This is a genomic window from Streptomyces sp. NPDC059567, assembly GCF_042735655.1.
In the GTDB taxonomy this organism is placed as follows: domain Bacteria; phylum Actinomycetota; class Actinomycetes; order Streptomycetales; family Streptomycetaceae; genus Streptomyces.
This window is the reverse complement of record NZ_JBHWBS010000047.1, coordinates 36,818-55,493: the sequence shown is the minus strand read 5'-3', so window position 1 is coordinate 55,493 and position 18,676 is coordinate 36,818. Positions and strand designations below refer to the sequence as shown.

The 18,676-nt window shown below is 71.7% G+C and carries 18 protein-coding genes and 1 pseudogene; 11 read left to right on the top strand and 8 right to left on the bottom strand.

Annotation, left to right across the window (positions count from 1 at the left end):
* From ACFVZW_RS21420 to ACFVZW_RS21400, 5 genes are all read left to right on the top strand, one after another.
* Positions 1–288: DUF4097 family beta strand repeat-containing protein (locus ACFVZW_RS21420; RefSeq protein ID WP_384523527.1), on the top strand; the 288-nt coding region annotated here is incomplete at its 5' end.
* Positions 289–316: 28 nt separating this feature from the next.
* Positions 317–1,279 carry an ATP-binding cassette domain-containing protein gene (locus tag ACFVZW_RS21415; RefSeq protein ID WP_384523525.1) on the top strand — a complete coding sequence of 321 codons (963 nt, stop codon included), beginning with the start codon at positions 317–319 and terminating at the stop codon, positions 1,277–1,279.
* The gene (locus tag ACFVZW_RS21410; RefSeq protein WP_384523523.1) at positions 1,276–2,061 is read left to right on the top strand and encodes an ABC transporter permease; all 786 of its coding nucleotides are present in this window, start codon (positions 1,276–1,278) and stop codon (positions 2,059–2,061) included. The genes ACFVZW_RS21415 and ACFVZW_RS21410 overlap by 4 nt, the downstream gene beginning before the upstream one ends.
* Positions 2,062–2,281: 220 nt before the next feature.
* Entirely contained in the window at positions 2,282–3,115 is an 834-nt protein-coding gene (locus ACFVZW_RS21405; RefSeq protein ID WP_384523522.1) for a hypothetical protein, read from the top strand.
* A 200-nt stretch (positions 3,116–3,315) separates the two neighbouring features.
* The gene (locus tag ACFVZW_RS21400) at positions 3,316–3,858 is read left to right on the top strand and encodes a DapH/DapD/GlmU-related protein (RefSeq protein ID WP_384523520.1); all 543 of its coding nucleotides are present in this window, start codon (positions 3,316–3,318) and stop codon (positions 3,856–3,858) included.
* A 275-nt stretch (positions 3,859–4,133) separates the two neighbouring features.
* Here ACFVZW_RS21400 and ACFVZW_RS21395 read toward each other — a convergent pair whose 3' ends face one another.
* Both ACFVZW_RS21395 and ACFVZW_RS21390 read right to left on the bottom strand, forming a co-directional pair.
* Positions 4,134–4,796, bottom strand: coding sequence for a response regulator (locus ACFVZW_RS21395; protein ID WP_384523517.1), 663 nt, complete (start codon positions 4,794–4,796; stop codon positions 4,134–4,136).
* The gene (locus tag ACFVZW_RS21390) at positions 4,771–5,943 is read right to left on the bottom strand and encodes a sensor histidine kinase (protein WP_384523515.1); all 1,173 of its coding nucleotides are present in this window, start codon (positions 5,941–5,943) and stop codon (positions 4,771–4,773) included. Before ACFVZW_RS21390 ends, ACFVZW_RS21395 begins: the two co-directional genes overlap by 26 nt.
* A gap of 175 nt (positions 5,944–6,118) precedes the next feature.
* Between ACFVZW_RS21390 and ACFVZW_RS21385 the strand changes: the two genes are divergently transcribed.
* Positions 6,119–8,389 (top strand): MMPL family transporter, encoded by a 2,271-nt coding sequence (locus tag ACFVZW_RS21385; protein ID WP_384523513.1) that lies wholly within the window; start codon positions 6,119–6,121, stop codon positions 8,387–8,389.
* Here the strand turns inward: ACFVZW_RS21385 and ACFVZW_RS21380 are convergent.
* The 3 genes and pseudogenes from ACFVZW_RS21380 to ACFVZW_RS21370 form a co-directional block, all read right to left on the bottom strand.
* Positions 8,383–8,765: pseudogene (locus ACFVZW_RS21380) on the bottom strand (transposase); the annotation flags it as partial. The gene ACFVZW_RS21385 and the pseudogene ACFVZW_RS21380 overlap by 7 nt on opposite strands.
* 133 nt (positions 8,766–8,898) lie before the next feature.
* The gene (gene aspA / locus ACFVZW_RS21375) at positions 8,899–10,320 is read right to left on the bottom strand and encodes an aspartate ammonia-lyase (protein WP_384523511.1); all 1,422 of its coding nucleotides are present in this window, start codon (positions 10,318–10,320) and stop codon (positions 8,899–8,901) included.
* Between the two features lie 185 nt (positions 10,321–10,505).
* A complete protein-coding gene (locus tag ACFVZW_RS21370; RefSeq protein WP_384523509.1) occupies positions 10,506–11,564 on the bottom strand; it encodes an asparaginase in 1,059 nt (352 codons plus the stop codon).
* A gap of 116 nt (positions 11,565–11,680) precedes the next feature.
* Here ACFVZW_RS21370 and ACFVZW_RS21365 point away from each other — a divergent pair, with 116 nt between their 5' ends.
* The 4 genes from ACFVZW_RS21365 to ACFVZW_RS21350 all read left to right on the top strand — a co-directional run bounded on the left by ACFVZW_RS21365 (position 11,681) and on the right by ACFVZW_RS21350 (position 14,886).
* A complete protein-coding gene (locus ACFVZW_RS21365) occupies positions 11,681–12,136 on the top strand; it encodes an Lrp/AsnC family transcriptional regulator (protein WP_384523507.1) in 456 nt (151 codons plus the stop codon).
* A gap of 178 nt (positions 12,137–12,314) precedes the next feature.
* Positions 12,315–12,734 (top strand): cell division protein SepF, encoded by a 420-nt coding sequence (locus tag ACFVZW_RS21360; protein ID WP_329114784.1) that lies wholly within the window; start codon positions 12,315–12,317, stop codon positions 12,732–12,734.
* Positions 12,735–12,789: 55 nt separating this feature from the next.
* Positions 12,790–14,148, top strand: coding sequence for an AAA family ATPase (locus tag ACFVZW_RS21355; RefSeq protein ID WP_384523505.1), 1,359 nt, complete (start codon positions 12,790–12,792; stop codon positions 14,146–14,148).
* A gap of 243 nt (positions 14,149–14,391) precedes the next feature.
* Positions 14,392–14,886 (top strand): DUF6099 family protein, encoded by a 495-nt coding sequence (locus ACFVZW_RS21350; protein ID WP_384523503.1) that lies wholly within the window; start codon positions 14,392–14,394, stop codon positions 14,884–14,886.
* Between the two features lie 56 nt (positions 14,887–14,942).
* On the opposite strand, the gene ACFVZW_RS21345 is transcribed toward ACFVZW_RS21350, so the two are convergent.
* Positions 14,943–15,161 (bottom strand): hypothetical protein, encoded by a 219-nt coding sequence (locus ACFVZW_RS21345; protein ID WP_384523501.1) that lies wholly within the window; start codon positions 15,159–15,161, stop codon positions 14,943–14,945.
* 497 nt (positions 15,162–15,658) lie between these two features.
* Here ACFVZW_RS21345 and ACFVZW_RS21340 point away from each other — a divergent pair, with 497 nt between their 5' ends.
* Entirely contained in the window at positions 15,659–16,414 is a 756-nt protein-coding gene (locus ACFVZW_RS21340) for a thioesterase II family protein (protein WP_384523500.1), read from the top strand.
* A 436-nt stretch (positions 16,415–16,850) separates the two neighbouring features.
* Here ACFVZW_RS21340 and ACFVZW_RS21335 read toward each other — a convergent pair whose 3' ends face one another.
* Entirely contained in the window at positions 16,851–17,396 is a 546-nt protein-coding gene (locus tag ACFVZW_RS21335) for a TetR/AcrR family transcriptional regulator (protein WP_384523498.1), read from the bottom strand.
* A gap of 87 nt (positions 17,397–17,483) precedes the next feature.
* Positions 17,484–18,676, bottom strand: a 1,193-nt coding sequence (locus ACFVZW_RS21330; protein WP_384523496.1) for an acyltransferase domain-containing protein, incomplete at its 5' end; no start/stop codon positions are given.

The following is an 18,676-nucleotide window of genomic DNA, read 5'->3' as shown; positions in this document are numbered from 1 at the left end:
CGCCTCACCGCGACCGACGGCGACGTCGAGGTCGGCCGCCTCGGCGGCCCCGCGGAGATCAGCACCCAGAGGGGCGACATCCGGATCGCCGAAGCGGTGCGCGGCACGGTCACTCTGAGCACCCAGCAGGGCGACATCTCGGTCTCCACCGCCGCCGGAGTCTCCGCCTCCCTGGACGCCGGCACCTCCTACGGCCGCGTCAGCAACAACCTCAAGAACGACGGCACCGCCGAACTCGACATCCGCGCCACCACCTCCCACGGCGACATCACCGCCGACAGCCTCTGACCCGCAGCCTCGAAAAGGAGCACTCCTCATGACCAACCTGGCCATCGCGGCGAACGGGCTGCGCAAGTCCTACGGGGACAAGACCGTGCTCGACGGCGTCGACCTGGCCGTCCCGGAAGGAGCGATCTTCTCCCTGCTCGGCCCGAACGGCGCCGGCAAGACCACCGCCGTCAAGATTCTCTCCACCCTCATCTCCCCCGGCCCCGGCTCCGGCGAGATCCGCGTCGGCGGCCACGACCTCGCCGCCGATCCGCAGGCCGTGCGCGCCGCGATAGGCGTCACCGGCCAGTTCTCCGCCGTCGACGGCCTGATCACGGGCGAGGAGAACATGCTCCTCATGGCGGACCTGCACCTGCTCTCCCGCAAGGAAGGCCGCCGCACGGCCGCGGAACTCCTGGAGCGCTTCGACCTGGTGGAGGCCGCGAAGAAGCCCGCCTCCACCTACTCCGGCGGCATGAAGCGCCGCCTCGACATCGCCATGACCCTGGTCGGCAACCCGCGGATCATCTTCCTCGACGAGCCGACGACCGGCCTCGACCCCCGCTCCCGGCACAACATGTGGCAGATCATCCGCGAGCTGGTCACGGGCGGCGTCACCGTCTTCCTCACCACCCAGTACCTGGAAGAGGCCGACCAGCTCGCCGACCGTATCGCCGTGCTCAACGACGGCAAGATCGCCGCCGAGGGCACCGCCGAGGAGCTCAAGCGACTGATCCCCGGCGGACACGTCCGGCTCCGCTTCTCCGACCCCTCCGCGTACCAGAGCGCCGCCTCCGCACTGCGCGAGGTCACCAGGGACGACGAGGCGCTGGCACTGCAGATCCCCAGCGACGGCAGCCAGCGCGACCTGCGCTCCATCCTCGACCGGCTGGCCTCCGCGAGCATCGAGGCCGACGAGCTGACCGTGCACACCCCCGACCTCGACGACGTCTTCTTCGCCCTCACCGGCGACACCACCGTCCCCGACCAGCGCAAGGAGACAGTCCGATGAGCACCCTCTCCCTCGCGGTACGCAACTCGAACACGATGCTGCGCCGCAACCTCCTGCACGCCCGCCGCTACCCGTCGCTCACCCTGAACCTGCTGCTCACGCCGGTCATGCTGCTCCTGCTCTTCGTCTACATCTTCGGCGACGTGATGAGCGCCGGCATCGGCGGCGCGGACCGCTCCACATACATCGCGTATGTCGTCCCGGGCATCTTGATGATGACCATCGGCGGCACCACGATCGGGACCGCCGTGTCCGTCTCCACCGACATGTCCGAGGGCATCATCGCCCGCTTCCGCACGATGGCGATCCACCGCGGCTCCGTTCTCATCGGCCATGTCATCGGCAGCGTGCTGCAGTGCGTGATGAGCGTGGTCCTCGTCGGCGCCGTCGCCGTCGCCATCGGCTTCCGCTCCACCGACGCCTCCGCCCTGGAATGGCTCGCGGCGTTCGGCCTGCTCACGCTGTTCGCCCTGGCGCTCACCTGGATCGCCGTCGGCATGGGCCTGATCAGCCCGAACGCCGAGGCCGCCAGCAACAACGCGATGCCCCTGATCTTCCTGCCGCTCATCTCCAGCACCTTCGTTCCGGTCGACGCGATGCCGGGCTGGTTCCAGCCGATCGCCGAGTACCAGCCCTTCACCCCGGCCATCGAGACCCTCCGAGGCCTGCTGCTCGGCACCGAGATCGGCCACAACGGCTGGCTCGCCGTCGCCTGGTGCCTGGCCCTGACCGTGCTCGGCTACTTCTGGTCGAAGGCGTCGTTCAACCGCGACCCGAAGTAGGCGAGATGAACACGCGGGCCACCACCCGCAACTCGTCCCACCCCGGGGCGGCGCTACCCCGACACCCGTCGGAGTACGCCGCCCCGTCCGCGTGCCCCCAAGGGCAGCGGGTGGCTCCGCGGCATCCAGGTGCTTTCCTCAGCGAGGCCGCACGACAGGGCATCCAGCCCGTGCACCCAAGGGCTCCCGGGCGCCGCCCTCCACGCCTACCATCACGCACATGTCGATCACCTCTCACATACCCGTTCTCCACGCCGGCAAGGAGACCGTCGCGCTCGTGGAGAACGATGCGCTGATCGTGCGCCATCCGCACGAGCAGACGCACATCCCGCTGAAGGCCATCAGTCGTGTACTCGCCGAGGGGCAGTCCGTCACGATCGAGCTGACCGCCGCGCCGACCACGGACACGACGCACGTCCACCGGGTCTGGGACGTGGTGGACGCCGCCGCTGCCGTCGCCTTCGCCGACGCCGTGAACGCGGCCCTGCCAGGGCGGACCGAGGAGACGGAGGCGATCGACGGCGCGGACCTCGTCTCGGGCGAGCGCCTGTACCAGCCGAGCTACCGGAACTGGCTTCGCGGGATGAAGCGCGGCGCGCTCGTCGCGACCCTGGTGGCCATCGGCTCATGCGTGCTCGTGGGCTTGTCGGGAAGCCCGGCCGCCATGATCATCATCATCCCGTGCAGCTTCTTCGGGATACTGATCCTCACGTTCGGAGCGTTCCTCGCGTACGTACCGGTCGAGGAGCGGTACCTGCGGAGGCACGGCGTCCGGACGGCCGCGGTCCGGCTCCAGGAGCAGCCCGGCCTGTACGCGTACACGGATCCGGGCGGCGTGGTCCGCACCGTGCGGCACTCCATCCCGACCTGGAGCATCGAGGCGGCGTACGACCCACGCGACCCCGGCCGCGTACTGCCGCTGCAGTCGCGGGGACGGCGGATCCGGGACGCCATCCTGGTCGCCTTCACCCTCGGTATCGGCCTCCTCTTCGCCGGCGGGGCCGTCGTGGCAGTGGTCGGCGCCTTCCTCGGCGAGTTCGACAGCCTGACCTGAGACGCGCCCGGTTGAGGCGCATCGACGCCAGTCGTGTCTTCGAGGGAACAGCGGGCCGGTCAGCCCGTGGCCGCTGCCAGGGACCACAGAGTTCAGCGTGACGCTCCGGACCAAGAAGCTTGTTCCGGGATGAAGCACCGGGAGGAAAGACCTCCGATTGGATCTTGTCCCGCTGTACGTACACGAGAAAGAATCGCGGCATGCCCAGCGACCGTCTCATGCGCATCCACAGCGCCGAGTTCCAGGCCATGGCCGAGAGGGTCCTGCGGGTCACCGAACTCACCTCCCGCCTGAACGTGCTGCCCTTCGAGGACGAAGCGGGCAAGGCCGAACTGTGGGAACAGATCCTCGGCAGGCCGCTGCCGCCGAGAGTCACGATCTATCCGCCCTTCTACACGGACCACGGTCTCCACCTCGACCTCGCCGAGCGCGTGTTCATCAACCAGAACTGCACCTTCCTGGACTACGCCGGTATCCGGCTCGGCGAGCGCGTGATGGTCGGCCCGAAGGTCACGTTCATCACCAGTGGCCACCCGGTCGATCCCGAGGAGCGGCGGCTGTACCTCACCGGCGCGCCCATCGACGTTGCGGAGAACGTGTGGATCGGTGCCGGTGCCACGATCCTGCCCGGCGTCACCATTGGCCGTGACGCCGTGATCGCCGCCGGCGCGGTCGTGGCCGATCACGTTCCACCGGCAAGCCTGGTGACCGGCACCAAAGCCACTGTGCACCGACGGTGGTGACGAGCTCTCCGAAGTCGAACGCCTCCTAGGGCGCGTATCGAGTCGTGATCATCGGGTGGTCCTGGTGAGGTCTTTGATCCAGATCGTCGAGGCGTGCAGGTGGAGACTGGCGAGGTAGCTGTCGGGAGTCTTGTCGTATCGGGTGTCTCACCGTCCCAGTTCCGGCCTCCTGGTACGTCACGCTCTGGGGCGGGTGAGGCACGTGGAGCCGACGTGAGCCGACCGGTGCACTGATGTCCGGGCGGGGACTCATGGGACACGGCCCGGCACCCGGCTCAGGTTCCGGGGAGGATACGGCGCGTTTCGTAGGCCCACATCGCGATCTCGACCCGGTTGCGGGCGCCGAGTTTGGCCATCAGGCTGGCCAGATGCGTCTTCACCGTGCTGAGGCTGATGTGCAGTGCATCGGCGATCTCGGTGTTGGTCAGCCCGCGAGCGACGGCGAGGAGCACCTGCTCCTCGCGGGCGGTGACGGGGGAGACCGGCTGGGCCACGGGCCGGCCGGCGGGCAGGTCCGCGAATGCCTGGAGCAGGCGGACGGTGACGCTGGGCGCGATGAGCGCCTCACCGTCGGACGCCGACCGTACGGCCTGCGCCAGAAGGTCCGGTCCCGTGTCCTTGAGGAGGAATCCGCGGGCGCCGGCACGCAGTGAGCCGTAGACGTACTCGTCGAGGTCGAACGTGGTGATGACGACCACGGCCAGCGGGTCGGCGACGCCCGGGCCGGCGACCAGCCGGGTGGCCTCGAGCCCGTCGAGTACGGGCATGCGGATGTCGAACAGGCAGACATCGGGGCGTAGTTCGCGGGCCAGACGTACCGCTTCCTGTCCGTCGGCGGCCTCGCCGACCACCTCGATGCCGGGCTGGGCGTTCAGCATGATCCGCAACCCGGTGCGGATGATCGTCTGGTCGTCAGCGACGAGGACGCGAATGGACACCGCTCTCGCTCCTCGCTCTCGGCAGTTCGGCTTCGACATGCCAGCCCCGGTCGGTACCCGGGCCGACTCGTAGTGTGCCGCCGAGCAGGGTCGCGCGCTCGCGCAGTCCGGTAAGTCCGTATCCGTCGCGCCCCCGGCCGGTGCGCCGGCCGTTGTCGCGCACGCTCACCCGTACCGTGTGCCGTTCCGCGGCGACCCGGACGACGAGCTCGGTCGCGTCGACCGCATGGCGCAGCGCGTTGGTCACCGACTCCTGCACGATCCGGTAGACGGCCGCGTCCACGGCCGGGGGCAGCGCGTCCAGTTCGCCGTCGAGCCCCAGGTCGACCCTGAGGCGACCACCCGGGGTGCGCACCAGGCGCTCCAGATCCGCGACGCCGGCAGGGGGCGCCAGCTCGGCGCCGACCCCGCGGTCGCGCAGCGCGGCGACCATGGCGCGCATTTCCTCCAGCGTGCGCGCCCCTTCCTCCTCGACCCCCTCCAGCGCCTCGACGGCGGCGGACGGGTCGGTGCCCGCGAGCACCCGGCCCGCCTGGGCGATGATCACCATGGCCGACACGTGGTGGGCCACCGTGTCGTGCAGTTCCCGGGCGAGCTGCTCGCGCTCGCGGGAGCGCACCTGCTCCAACTGCCGCTCGCGAGCGGTCACCCGGAACCGCACGGCAGCCCCGACCACGCCGGGCAGCAGCAGGAAGACGAAGCCCACGACATTTTCGACGACCGGGGTCTCGTCCGTGACGGAACACAGCGCGCCGGCCACGAGGATCACCGCGCCGCCCAGCACGATCTCGCGTCCCGATCCCCACCGGGGCAGCGCGTACACCAGCACGAGCACGACCGCGCCGGTGTACAGGCCGACGGGCTCGCGCGGTGCGGCGACGAGCGAGGCCACCTGAAGCAGGATCACCGAGCCGAACGCCAGCGTCACCATCGCCAGCGGGCGGGTCCGGCGCCACAGGGGCAGCAGGCACAGCCATACGGCGAACACCACCGCCACCGGCCGCCACACGACGTTCTCGCGCAGGGTGGCCTCCAGCGCCACACCGGCAAGGCCCGCGGCGAGCAGCGCCCAGTCCCGCCGCACCCGGGCGGGCGCGTCGGGCGGCCGGGGTTCGGTCCACAGGGTTCGCAGGTCGTCTCGGAGCACGGTTCTCAGCCTAGGGACCGCGGCGTGCCGCGCATCGGCCGAAAGGACGGGTCGTCACTCCGCCCCGGGGTCGACGGATCCGCGGCCCGCGGGCCGATGCCGCGGAGCGCCGTGGCGACGAGCCTCGGCATCGGCGGCCGTACAAGGACGGCCGACGAGGTGGTTGGAGGACCCGATGCTCTCGAAAGCCCTGTTGCGCCTGGGCGCAAGCGCCGCCCGCCATCCCTGGCGGGTGATCGCGGCATGGCTGATCGCCGCCACGCTCGCCGTCCTCGCCGCCGTTGCCTTCGGCGGGCGGAATGCGGATTCGATGACCGCTCCGGGACTGGACTCCCAGCGGGCCGCGGAACTGATCGAGCGGGCCGGCACCGGCCAGGAGGGGATGACCGCCCAAGTGGTCGTCACCCCCCTCGACGGCGCTGCGACGTTCTTCGACGACGACGGCGCGCGCACCGCTCTCACGCGGCTGCGGGCCGAGGTGAAGCGGCTGCCGCACGTGCTCGGCACGAGCGACCCGGCGGGGGCGCTCGACGCGGGCGGGGACACCGCCGTGCGCGGCGGCCTCGTCTCGGCCGACGGGCGGATCGCGGTCGTCCGGGTGCAGTACCCCGACCAGAGCCGGCTGTCGGCCGAAGACCTCGACGCCCTCGTCGATCTCGGCGACCGGCTGCGCGCCGAACTGCCCCTGCGCATCGAGATGGGCGGGAACCTCTTCTACGCCTTCTCCGACCCCGACGGCGGCGTGAGCGAGTTGATCGGCCTCGTCGCCGCGGCCGCGATCCTGTTCCTGGCGTTCGGTTCGCTCGTCGCCGCCGCGCTGCCGATCGGCATGGCGGTCTTCGGACTGACCGTCGGGGTCGCCACGATGACGGTACTGGCGGGGGTGACGGACGTCCCGACCTTCGCACCGGTCCTGGGCAGCATGGTCGGGCTCGGAGTGGGCATCGACTACGCGCTGTTCGTGCTCGCCAGGCACCGGGAGTACCTCGCGCGCGGGCTCGATCCGCACGAGGCGGCGGGGCGAGCGGTGGCCACGGCGGGGCGGCCGGTGGTCTTCGCCGGCGGAACCGTCGTCGTGTCGATCCTCGGCATGGCGGTCGCGAACGTGCCGTTCATGACGGTGGGCGGGGTTGCCGTCTCGATCGTCGTCCTGACCATGGTGCTCGCGTCGGTGACGCTGCTGCCGGCCTTCCTCGGCGCCGCCGGCCCACGCCTGGCCCGGGCCGGCCGGATCGGCCGGGCTCTGCAGACCAGGAAGCCGGGCCGACTGCCGCGGCGGCGGGACCCGGCGACAGGCGCCGCCCACGCCGCCGGGTGGCGTCGCTGGATCGGGCACGTCAGCCGGCACCCGGTGCCGTACGCGGTCGGCGCGGCGGGGCTGCTGCTGACCGCGACGCTGCCCGTGCTCGGCCTGCGCGTCGGCCTGCCCGACGACGGCTCACTGCCCCACAGCCGTACCGAGCGCCGGGCCTACGACCTCGTCGCCGAGGGGTTCGGCCCGGGCACCAACGGTCCCCTCGTCATCGCCGCGGACCCCACCGGTGATCCGGGAGTGCTGGACCGGCTCGTCGGGGCGGTCGCGGCGGATCCGGGCATCGCATCCGTCGCGCCGACGCACATCGATCGGGCCACCGGCATCGCGACCCTCGTGGTGTTCCCGACCACCAGCCCTCAGGACAAGGCCACGGCCGACACCATCGCCCGGTTGCGCACCGACGTGCTGCCCACGGCGATCGGGCACGGCCCGGCCAGGGCCCACGTCGGCGGCGCCGCCGCGAGCCTGTCCGATGTGGGCCAACGCACCAGCCAACGCCTGCCGGTGTTCGTCGCCGCCGTGCTGGCGATGTCGTTCCTGCTGCTGATGCTCGTCTTCCGCTCGATACTCGTACCGCTCAAGGCGGTACTGCTGAATCTGCTGAGCATCGGCGCGGCCTACGGCATCATGGTCGCGGTCTTCCAGTGGGGCTGGGGAGGCGCACTCATCGGGCTGGAAGCGACGGTTCCGATCGTGTCGTTCATCCCGATGTTCCTCTTCGCGATCCTGTTCGGCCTGTCGATGGACTACGAGGTGTTCCTCCTCTCCCGCGTACGCGAGGAGTACCTGCGCACCGGCGACAACGGCACGGCGATCGTTGAGGGCGTCTCGCGCACCGCCCGGATCATCACCTCGGCCGCCCTCATCATGGTGGCGGTCTTCCTGTCCTTCGCCGTCGCCGAGGACCCCTCCACCAAAATGTTCGGGCTCGGCCTGGCCACCGCGATCTTCATCGACGCCACGGTCGTACGCATGGTGCTGGTACCGGCGACCATGACACTCCTCGGCCGGACCAACTGGTGGCTGCCGAAGTGGCTGGACCGGATGCTTCCCCGCGGCCCGGTCGGCACCGACGACACCGACGCGGAATCCACGGGTGGGGCCCCGCGTCCACGGCTGGTTGACCGTTGACTCAACTCCTGCCCGCCCTTGGCGTCCGGCAGCTCGTCGAGGTGCATCCCGGCCGCGTCGTGGTGGGCTCGGGCGGTGGTGGAGTCGATGCTGACCAGGGACAGGTCCACCTCACCCCGCTTCGCGGCTTCCGTGATCAGGCCCTCCAGCAGGGCCTCGAAGACGCCGGCTCACGCCACTGCCGGAAGCGGTTGTGGACGGTCGACCAGGCGCCGAACTCCGTCGGCATCTCCCGCCACTGCTCGCCCGTCTTGAACCGCCGGATCACGCCCTCGAACTGCTGCCGCAGTCGCTCGGGGTACGGGCCGCACTCGCCGATCGGCAGGTACGGCTCGATGAACTCCCCATCCGGATCGGTCAGTTGCACTCGCGTCACGTAGGACCGTCGATCGGACCGGACCGTGCCACGAAGGCACATCCCGCAAATCGATCACGACTCGATACGCGCCCTAGCGGGTCTCCTAGCGGGTCTCGTGAGGGGTCCCTCGAGCGGTCTCCTGGCGGAGGTCCTAGATGAGCTCCTGACGGAGCGGGCTCGCGGTGCCCGTCAGGCGCTCCGGGGTGAGGAGCTCCGCGATGCGCTCGGCGGGCAGGAGGCCCTTCTCCAGGGTGAGTTCGGCGACGCCGCGACCCGTGAGGAGGGCCTCCTTCGCGATCGCGGTGGCCGCCGTGTAGCCGATGTGCGGGTTGAGGGCCGTGGCCAGGCCGATGGAGTTCTCCACCGCGGCGCGCAGCTCCTCGGTGTTGGCCGTGATGCCCGCGACGCAACGCTCGGCGAGGGTGAGGCAGGCGGCCCGCAGCGAGGTGATGCTCTTCGCCAGGGAGTGCAGGATCACCGGCTCGAAGGCGTTCAGCTGGAGCTGGCCGCCCTCCGCCGCCATCGTGATCGTGATGTCGTTGCCGATCACCTCGAACGCGACCTGGTTGACCACCTCGGGGATCACCGGGTTGACCTTGCCGGGCATGATGCTCGAACCGGCCTGTACGGCGGGGAGGTTGATCTCGTTCAGGCCGGCGCGCGGACCCGAGGACAGCAGGCGCAGGTCGTTGCAGGTCTTGGAGAGCTTGACCGCGAGCCGCTTGAGGACGCCGGAGAGCTGGACGAACGCGCCGCAGTCCTGCGTCGCCTCCACGAGGTTGGCGGAGGTCACCAGCGGCATCCCGGTGATCTCGGACAGATGGCGGCGGGCCGTCTCGGCGTAGTCGGCGGGGGCGTTGAGGCCCGTACCGATCGCCGTGGCGCCGAGGTTGATCTCGTGGATCAGCTCCACCGCCTCGGCCAGCCGGTTGCGGTCCTCGTCCAGCATCACGGCGTACGTGGAGAACTCCTGGCCCAGCGTCATGGGCACCGCGTCCTGGAGCTGGGTGCGCCCCATCTTCAGGACGTCGCGGAACTCCACGGCCTTCGCCGCGAACGCGTCCTGGAGGACCGCCGTCGCCTGGAGCAGCCCGCGGACCGCCGTGATCGCCGCGATCCGGACGGCGGTCGGGTAGACGTCGTTCGTGGACTGGCTGAGGTTGACGTCCTCGTTCGGGTGCAGGTGTTGGTAGTCGCCCTTGGCGTGGCCGAGGAGTTCGAGGGCCCGGTTGGCGACGACCTCGTTGGCGTTCATGTTCGTCGAGGTTCCGGCGCCGCCCTGGATGACGTCGACGACGAACTGGTCGTGCAGCTTCCCGGAACGGATCTCCTGGCAGGCGGCGACGATGGCGGCCGCCTTCTCCGGGGCGAGCAGGCCCAGCTCCTCGTTGGTCAGCGCGGCGGCCTCCTTGACGGCGGCCAGCGCGTCGATCAGCTGCGGGTAGACGGAGATCGGCGTTCCCGTGATGGGGAAGTTCTCCATGGCGCGCAGGGAGTGGATGCCCCAGTACGCGTCGGCGGGCACCTCCCGCTCTCCGAGGAGGTCGTGCTCACGGCGGGAGACAGTCTTCATCGAGGTCAGTGCCTTAAGGGGAGGGGAGGGGTTCTGAGGTGAGGCGTGGGGAGGGCACGACGAGGTGCCCGGGCGGGTGGACCCGCCGGGAGGAGGGAGGAGGGAGGAGGGCCGGCGTCCGTCGGGGGAGGGAGGAGGGCCGGCGTCCGTCGGAGGAGGGGAAGGGGACGGACGCCGGCGCGTGGTCAGGAGCCGCCGGAGAAGCGGGAGCCCGCCGCCGTCAGTGCGGGTTCGGCGCGGGTGGGGCCGTTCAGGAGGCCGTGCAGCAGTGCGGGGCGTCGGTCCGGGGCGACATCGGACAAGAGGGTCGCGAGGACCGCCATCCGGGCCTGGCCCGCGCGCAGCGTTCCGGCCGGCACCGCGCCCGCGGCCACCAGGTCCACGGCTCCGCCGCCGGTGTAGATCTCCGCGACCGGACCCGCGGGGACCCGGGTGCTGAGCGCGACGAGGGTGCCCTGGGCCACCGCGTCCGCGACGGCCTCGGCTATCTCGGGGGTGGCGTTGCCCGCGCCGGTGCCGACCAGCACGACGCCCTGGGCGCCGGCCGCGACGGACGTCTTCAGGAACAGCGGGTCGCCGTCGCTGTGGTGCATCACCAGGTCGACCCGGGGCGGGGTGCCCCCGGCCACGGGGAGGGGGAGCGGCGTGGGCCGGTCCGGGCTGCGGCGGATGTCCACGCTGCCGAACCCCACCTTGCCGAGACCCTGCTCGGAGGGGTCGGCGAACGCGTCGGCCGCGAGCGTCTGCGTCTTCACCGTGCCGCGCGCCGCGTGGACCCGGCCGTCGAAGACGACGAGGACGCCCAGGTCATGTACCGAAGCGGCGACCTGCAGGGCGTCGTAGACATTGCCCGGGCCGTCGCCGTCCCCCGTACCGAGCGGGCGCTGCGCGCCGGTGAAGACGACCGGCCGCGGGTCGGAGTGGTGGAGGTCCAGGAAGAACGCCGACTCCTCCAGGGTGTCCGTGCCGTGGGTGACCACGACGCCGTCCACGCCGGGGTCGGCCAGGGCCGCGTGGACCGCGCGCAGCAGCGTCAGCTGCCGGGCGCTGGTCATCCGGGAGCTGTTGACGTTGAACAGGTCCACGACCTCGACCGCCACGCCCTCGGGCAGGGCGGAGGTGGCCAGGACGTCGTCACCGGACGCGTCGGCGGCGTATCCGGTGCCCTGCCAGCGGCTGGCGATGGTGCCGCCGGTGCTGATGAGGGTGATCCGGCGGGGCCGGTCGTCGCGTGTCCACTGCATGTCTGTCTGTCCCGGAGGTCGAAGGTCGTCGCACTCGCAACGATAGGCGAGCTTGTGTCGAATGTGATTGCGGATTCGGGCGCGGAATCATGAATTCCGCGGTGCATAATTGCGTCATGGATCGCATTGATCGCAGTATCTTGCGCGAGCTTCAGGAAGACGGTCGGCTGACCAACCTGGAGCTTGCCCAGCACGTCGGCCTCAGCGCCTCTGCCTGCCTGCGGCGGGTGCGGCAGCTGGAGGAGGACGGGGTGATCCAGGGCTACCGCGCGGTCATCGATCCGGCGGCGGTCGGGCGGGGCTTCGAGGTGCTCGTCTCCATCGAGGTCCGGCGCGACCGGGAGACCGTCGAGGCCTTCGAGGATGCGCTGCGGGACATCCCCGACGTCATCGAGGCCCACCGCCTCTTCGGCAGTCCCGGCTGCCTGCTCCGGATCGCGGTCGCCGACCTCGCCGCGTACGAACGCCTCTGGATCGAGCGGCTGACCTCGCTGACCGGGGTCACCGAGGTCAACTCGCAGATCATCATGAAGCGGATCAAGGAGCCGCGGGGGCTGCCGGTCGAGCGGTGAGGGGCGCGAACCGGGTCGAGTGGCGTCCACTCGCGCCCCTGTCGCCGTCGGCTCGCACTTCGACTCGCACCTTCGGCTCGGCCCCTTCGGCTCCTGCTTTGTCGACTTGTAGAGAGTCACGTCGAGTCGGGTCGTGTCGCTGTTGGGCCGAACGAGTGAGGGACGGGAGGATGGGTGCATGAGTAGGTACGAGAGGTACGACGTCACCGACGAGCAGTGGGAGGGCCTTGCGCAGGTCGTCCCCCTGCGCGGCCGTGACGAATGGCCGTCCAGAGTCGACCATCGCGCGATGCACGACCCGTACGAGGCCGCCGAGCAGCGCCGCATGGTCGTCCTGCGGGTGCAGGTCTTCGCCGATGCCCGCGAGGTCGCCGAATACCTCGTCGCCCAGATCCCGGTGCTGCTGGACCTGACCGGCGCCGACACCGAAGTGGCCAAGCGCATCCTGGACTTCAGCAGCGGTGTCGTCTTCGGGCTCGGCAGCTCCATGCACCGGGTCGACCGCAACGTCTTCTTGCTGACCCCGGCCGGCACCGAGGTCGAGGGCGCGCCGGAGTCGGAGGACGACGGCATGGGGGTCGCCGTCCCCCGATCGTAGGAAGGTCATCTCGGCGTAACGGTTCGTCATACATCGGTCTGCGTACGGTCCGATCATGCACTCCACCGGCGGCCTTACGCCCGATTCCGACACTTCCGCCACCTCCACCCTCGTTCCCGCTCCCGCTCCCGCTCCCGCACGGGAGACCGCGCACCACACCGCGCACCGTGCCGCGTACGACGCCGGGCACCACGCCGCGTACGACGCCGGGCACCACGCCGCGTACGACGTCGTGCGTGACTCCTCGCACGACTCCCCGGGTGACGTGCTGCGGCATCGCATCGGCGACTCCACGCGGCGGCCCGCCCGCCCCGCCGTCACCGAGCTGCGTCTCTCCGCCTTCGCCTCCCACCGCGCGGCCGTCCACCCCCTGGGGCCGGTGACGCTCTTCGCCGGGGCGAGCGGGAGCGGGAAGTCCAGTGCTCTGCTGGCGTACGAGGCGCTGGCGCGACTGGGTGCGGGTGACGATCTGGCCACAGTGTTTCCCGACGCGGCCGACTGCGTTCCCGAACGCGCCAGGCCCGACGCCCAGGGGAGGCGGGGGTTCAGGATCGGGTGCACGGTCGACGGCCCGGTCGGCCCCGTCCAGCTCGACATCGCCGTACAGGCCGAACCCCGGCTCCGAATCGTCGGCGAACGGCTCACCTGCCGCGGCCGTACGTTGCTCACCACCGCCCTCCGCGACCCGGGCCGCGACGCCGTCCAGGCCGAATGGCACACCGCCGGGGCCACCCCCGTCACGCGGGCGCCGTTCCCCGACGACCTGCTGGGCACGGCCCTCCTGCCGCTGAGGGTCGCCGGAAAGACGAAGGGCCAGCTGGAGGTCCTGGCCGCGGCGGAACAGGTGGTGGTGGCGCTGCGTTCGGTCTTCGTCTGCGACCCCCGGCCCGACCGGATGCGCGCACCCGTGCCGACGGGGGAGGGACGGCTGCGGCGTGGCTGCGACAACCTCGCGGAGGTGCTGCACCGCACCCGCACCGACTGCCCGCGCCGGCATGCCCGGTTGGCCTCGGTCGCGGGCGCGGGCTGCGCGGGGCCGGTGACGGGGCTCGGTGTCGAGGAACTGCCGGACGGGAGGGTGCGGGCGGTCCTGGAGCGCGGGGTGGCCACTCCGTTGGGGCGGCTCGGCGACGGGGAACTCCGCTATCTCGCGCTCGCGCTCGTCCTCCTCACCGGTCCGGGTGTGCTCGCCATGGACCAGCTCGCCGAAGTCCCGGACGCCATGCGGACGTTGACCGTGCTCGCGGACGGGTTCGACCGGGGGCTGGATCGTCGTCAGATCCGGGAGCTGCTGGGCCTCGCCAGCACCATCTGTGCCGGTGGACACATCAGGCTCGTGGCGACCGTCGGGGAGACGGCCGCCGTGCATGCCCGGGAGACGCCAGGGGTGTCGGTCGTGGAGCTGGAGCGGTGAGGCAAGGCGCTCCCAGGAGGCGACGATCGACCGGAACGGGGTGCGCTGCCGCGGGGGTTGGCCTCGGGACGGCTCGCGGGTGCCGTCGAGAACGATGATCGTCACTCTTCGGAGTGATCGGGATTTCCCCGTCGAGCTTCCTGTCCACAGATTTCCGAATTCCTCTGGCGTTGGGGCTCAGGCAGCTTCACTCTGGGTAGTGGAGTGAGTGGGCAGTAAGTCGTACGAACGGGGGCGGCGTCGATGGAAGCGGAGCGACTGATCGCGACGGGGCGGAACGCGCTGGCGCGGAGCAGGGAAGCGTTGGACATCGTGGCGGAGGCGTGGCAGGCACAGGCCCTCGCCCAGGCGATGGGGAGTCATCTCGCGCTTGGCGGACCGCTGGAGTTGCGGGGCGAGGCGCGGGGGTTGAGCGAGATAGGGGGCGGGCGCGCGGTGGTCGACCACCCCGCGCTGCGTACAGGCGGTCTGAGAGCCACTCAGCTGACCGGAGTGGGGGACACGCGCGTGGCGCTGACGGCGCTCAGCGCGCTTCTGGGGGAGGTGGGAATCGCTCTTGTGGGCGTGGCCTGTGTCACCGACGAGGAGGGGCTCTACTGGCAGTGCATCGAGGCGATCGACGCGGCCGACGAGTCGAACGACCGGGTGCGGGGGATGCTGCGCCGGCTCGCGGTACGGGAGCGGGACCGGCCGCCCGATGTAGCCCGTGAGCGGGCGGGCCCGGCGGGGCCGTCATGAACGGGAACCGCGGGGGCGCCCGCCGTGGAAACGGGCGGTGGGCGGCCGGAGAGTGCTCAGCCCGTGAGCGGCTCGCCCTTGGCGGGGGGCTCATGGCGGTCCGCCGAGGACTGAAGGTCGGCGTCGAGCTGCGACAGATCGGCGGTGAGCGCCGCCATCAGCTCCTCCATCTGCTGCAGCAGGCCCTTGGATGCGCCGGGGCCCTTCTGCTCGGGCACGGAATGCTGGACCGGCTGCTCGGGCATCGCCCTTTCAGGCGCGGCTTCCTGGGACATGGCGGCCTCCTCGGCCCAGGCCCTTCCCGTGAGGGAGGGCCACACGTGAGAACGACGCACCGGCAGCGGCCGCCGGCGCGCGGGCCGGGCGGTCCGGCTCCGCCCGAGCCAACGACGCGCGCCGGGCCCCGGTCACTGGCCTCACGGGACGCGCCCCGCCGGAAGGCCGGTATTCACCCGACCGGGCAGGTGAGGACGGGATGCTGACGGATGCGTTGACGGAGTCGGGGTACGGACGCCCTGCGTCCGGGGTGCGAGCGGGGGCGTGTACGCGCGGCGCGGGGCCGCAGGCGCGACGGGCTCAACGGGAGCCGCGGGTGCCACCGGGCCCGCAGGCGCGACGGGTGCGACAGGTGCGACCGGCGCGCCGGGAGCCGACGGGCGGCGCATGGAGTGGGGTGCGGGCGGGGCTCGTGGTGCGGGCGTAATCCGGGCTTAAGGACGGTGGGGCAGGATCGGCGGGGTTTGTAGGTGATCCGGACGCGAGGAGTGCAGGCATGACGGGGCTGATGGTCGACAGCGAGGTGTGGATCAGGCGCTTTCACGCGCCGGCCCCCGGTGGCGCGGAGCGGATACCGCTCGTGTGCTTTCCCCATGCGGGAGGCTCGGCCAGCTACTTCCACGGACTCTCGCGGCTGCTGAGTCCGACCGTCGAGGTGCTGGCCGTCCAGTATCCGGGGCGTCAGGACCGGCGGGCGGAGGCTCCCGTGGACGACGTCCGGGAGCTCGCGGCGGGGGTGGTGGCCGCGCTGGAGCCGTGGGCGGACCGCCGGCCGGCGTACTTCGGCCACAGCATGGGGGCGATCGTCGCGTTCGAGGCGGCACGACTCAGTGAACCGGCGGTCCTGTTCGCCTCCGGACGGCGGGCGCCGTCGACACACCGGTCGGAGGCGTTTCATCTGCTCGACGACGACGCGCTGATCGCCGAGACGGAGCGGCTCAGCGGGGTCTCCGCCGCGCTGCTCGACGACCCGGAGATGCGCGAGCTGGTCCTGCCGCCGCTGCGCGCGGACTACCGGGCGATCGAGACCTACCGCCCGGGCCCGGACGCGGTCGTCCCGACGCCCGTGGAAGTCCTCCTCGGCGATCGCGACCCTCGCGTGACCGAGCAGGAGGCGCGGGCCTGGCAGGCCCACACCACGGGGGAGTTCGCCTGCACCGTCTTCTCCGGCGGCGGGCACTTCTATCTGGCGGACCGTGCCGACGAGCTCGCCGCACTGATCACCCGCAGGCTGGCGCGCCTGCCCCGCTGAGCGAGCGCCCCCGACCGGGCGGGCCCGTGCGGCCGGCGAGAAACCGGCCATGGCCGGTCGCGCTCCCGTCCGGACGGGAGCCCGGTGGCCGAAGCCCGCCGAGTGCTCGCCCGGGTGGTTCGCGCTGGCCAAGGCCTGCGAGCTCTCGCCCGGTGGACGCGCGGCGGCCTAGGCTCGCCCGTCTGCGCCCGTCTGCGCCCGTCTGCGCCCGTCTGCGCCCGTCTGCGCCCGTCTGCGCCCGTCTGCGACCGTCAGCGCCGCGTGGCCTAGGCTCGCCGGCCCGCGGACCGTCGGCGGCCGGTACCCAAGGCTCGCCCGCCCGCGACCTGCCCCGCGGTGCGGTGTTCAAGGCCCGCCAGCCCGCGACCCGTCACCGGCGTGGCGGCCTAGGCCCAGCCCGCGACCCGGTACCCAAGGTCCGCCCGCCCGCGGCCCGTCAGCGGTGTGGTGGCCACAGACCGTCGATGAGGACCGTCAGGACCTGGTCGGCTTCTTCCGGGGCGTGTTCCCGGGTCCATGCCGCTGCTGCGATCAGGGCGAAGAGCTCGGAGGCCGTCGTGTCGTCCCGTACCTCGCCCGCTCGCTGCGCGCGCTCCAGCAGCTGTTGGCCGGACGACTGCATCGACGTGCAGGCGTTGTTCAGCTCGGACGTCTCGTCCTTCAGGCTGTCCATCAGCATCGTGACGAGACCGCGGTACGTCGTGGCGTGCGCGACCGCCGCCCGCACCCAGGTCGCCAGCGCCGCTCCGGCGGGCTCGGTGGTCAGCAACTCGCGTGCGGTGCTGCCGAGTTCGGAGATGCTGTCGCGGAGCATCGTCTCCAGCAGGCTCTCCCGGGTCGGGAAGTGGCGGTAGAGCGTCGCGTTGCCCAGCCCCGCCTGCTTGGCGATGTCGTCGAGTGACGTGTGGATACCGTGCTCGTCGAAGGCCTTCTTGGCCTCGGACAGGAGTCGCTCGTAATTGCGGCGGGCGTCTGCGCGCATCGGGCTGTCTTCTCCTTGCCGTGCTGGGAACGGTGCCGCTCCCGTCGGCGACGGCAGCGGCACCAAACCGGGGTATGACCCCGTATTCTATCCTGCCTCCCCGCCGGACCGCTCCCCGCCGATCTCCGCTGCCAGCAGCCGGGCCAGCTCGGCCGGGGTCGGATGGTCGAAGGCGACCGCCGCGGGCAGTTCGAGACCCGTCGCGTCGCTCAGCAGATTCCGCAGCTCGAGCCCGGTGAACGAGGTGAACCCCGCCTCCAGGAACGTTGCGTCCGGGGCGATCTCCGCCGCCGACTCGTGCCCGAGCACCGAGGCCGCCGACACGCGCACCAGTTCCAGCAGCTCCGCCTCCCGCTCCCGGGGGCCGAGCTCGGCGAGGTGCCGGCGCAGGACGGGGTGTCCGAGGGCATCGACGACATCGGAGCCGCCGTCCCGCGCCGGAATCAAGGGTGCGGCCGCGTCGTCGGCGGGCCGCAGGGCCGGTCCGTTCAGCCAGTACGCGCGCCGCTGGAACGCGTACGGGGGGAGGGGTACGCGACGGCCGGTACCGGAGGCGTCGCCCCAGCTCACCGGGCGCCCGTGCGCCCAGGCCAGGCCGAGCGCCGCGAGGAGCGTCCGCAGCTCGGGGCGGTCGCCCCGCAGCGCCGGGACGAGGACCGGAGGCTCCTCCCGCAGGCTCTGACCGGCGAGCGCCGCCAGCACCCCGTCCGGGCCGAGCTCGATGTGCACCCGCACCCCCTGGTCCTCCAGGTGACGGACGCCCGGGTGGAAGCGGACGGCCTCGCGGACGTGCCGCACCCAGTAGCCGGGGGAGCACAGCTCGTCGGCGGTCGCTGGCCGGCCGGTCAGATTGGAGATCAGCGGGATCACCGGCGGCTTGAAGGACAGTTGGGAGACGGCCTGCCGGAACGCGTCGAGGATGCCGTCCATATGGGGCGAGTGGAAGGCGTGACTGACCCGCAGCCGCTTCGTCTTGCGGCCCTGGCCCCGCCAGTGCGCGGTGGCCTCGGCGGCCGCGTCCGCGTCGCCGGAGACGACCACGGACCGGGGGCCGTTCACGGCGGCGACCGCCAGCCGGCCCGCGTACCCTTCGGCCAGGAAGGCGTCGACTTCCTCCTCCGACGCCTGCAGGGACACCATGGCGCCGTCGCCCCGCGCCGACTCCATCAGCCGGCCGCGGGGGGGGCCGGACGCGCCCCCCTCCGCCAGGGTGTGCCCCCCCCCCGCGGGGGGGGGGGGCGCGTGGACCCCCGCGTTGGCGCACAAGAAAATCAGGGAAA

What these genes read in the sequence shown, in the direction of transcription:
- ACFVZW_RS21415 (WP_384523525.1), top strand. Translation starts at nt 317, where the DNA reads ATGACCAACCTGGCCATCGCGGCGAACGGGCTGCGCAAGTCCTACGGG.
- ACFVZW_RS21410 (WP_384523523.1), top strand. Translation starts at nt 1,276, where the DNA reads ATGAGCACCCTCTCCCTCGCGGTACGCAACTCGAACACGATGCTGCGC.
- ACFVZW_RS21405 (WP_384523522.1), top strand. Translation starts at nt 2,282, where the DNA reads ATGTCGATCACCTCTCACATACCCGTTCTCCACGCCGGCAAGGAGACC.
- ACFVZW_RS21400 (WP_384523520.1), top strand. Translation starts at nt 3,316, where the DNA reads ATGCCCAGCGACCGTCTCATGCGCATCCACAGCGCCGAGTTCCAGGCC.
- ACFVZW_RS21385 (WP_384523513.1), top strand. Translation starts at nt 6,119, where the DNA reads ATGCTCTCGAAAGCCCTGTTGCGCCTGGGCGCAAGCGCCGCCCGCCAT.
- aspA (WP_384523511.1), bottom strand. Translation starts at nt 10,320, where the DNA reads ATGAAGACTGTCTCCCGCCGTGAGCACGACCTCCTCGGAGAGCGGGAG.
- ACFVZW_RS21370 (WP_384523509.1), bottom strand. Translation starts at nt 11,564, where the DNA reads ATGCAGTGGACACGCGACGACCGGCCCCGCCGGATCACCCTCATCAGC.
- ACFVZW_RS21365 (WP_384523507.1), top strand. Translation starts at nt 11,681, where the DNA reads ATGGATCGCATTGATCGCAGTATCTTGCGCGAGCTTCAGGAAGACGGT.
- ACFVZW_RS21360 (WP_329114784.1), top strand. Translation starts at nt 12,315, where the DNA reads ATGAGTAGGTACGAGAGGTACGACGTCACCGACGAGCAGTGGGAGGGC.
- ACFVZW_RS21355 (WP_384523505.1), top strand. Translation starts at nt 12,790, where the DNA reads ATGCACTCCACCGGCGGCCTTACGCCCGATTCCGACACTTCCGCCACC.
- ACFVZW_RS21350 (WP_384523503.1), top strand. Translation starts at nt 14,392, where the DNA reads ATGGAAGCGGAGCGACTGATCGCGACGGGGCGGAACGCGCTGGCGCGG.
- ACFVZW_RS21345 (WP_384523501.1), bottom strand. Translation starts at nt 15,161, where the DNA reads ATGTCCCAGGAAGCCGCGCCTGAAAGGGCGATGCCCGAGCAGCCGGTC.
- ACFVZW_RS21340 (WP_384523500.1), top strand. Translation starts at nt 15,659, where the DNA reads ATGACGGGGCTGATGGTCGACAGCGAGGTGTGGATCAGGCGCTTTCAC.
- ACFVZW_RS21335 (WP_384523498.1), bottom strand. Translation starts at nt 17,396, where the DNA reads ATGCGCGCAGACGCCCGCCGCAATTACGAGCGACTCCTGTCCGAGGCC.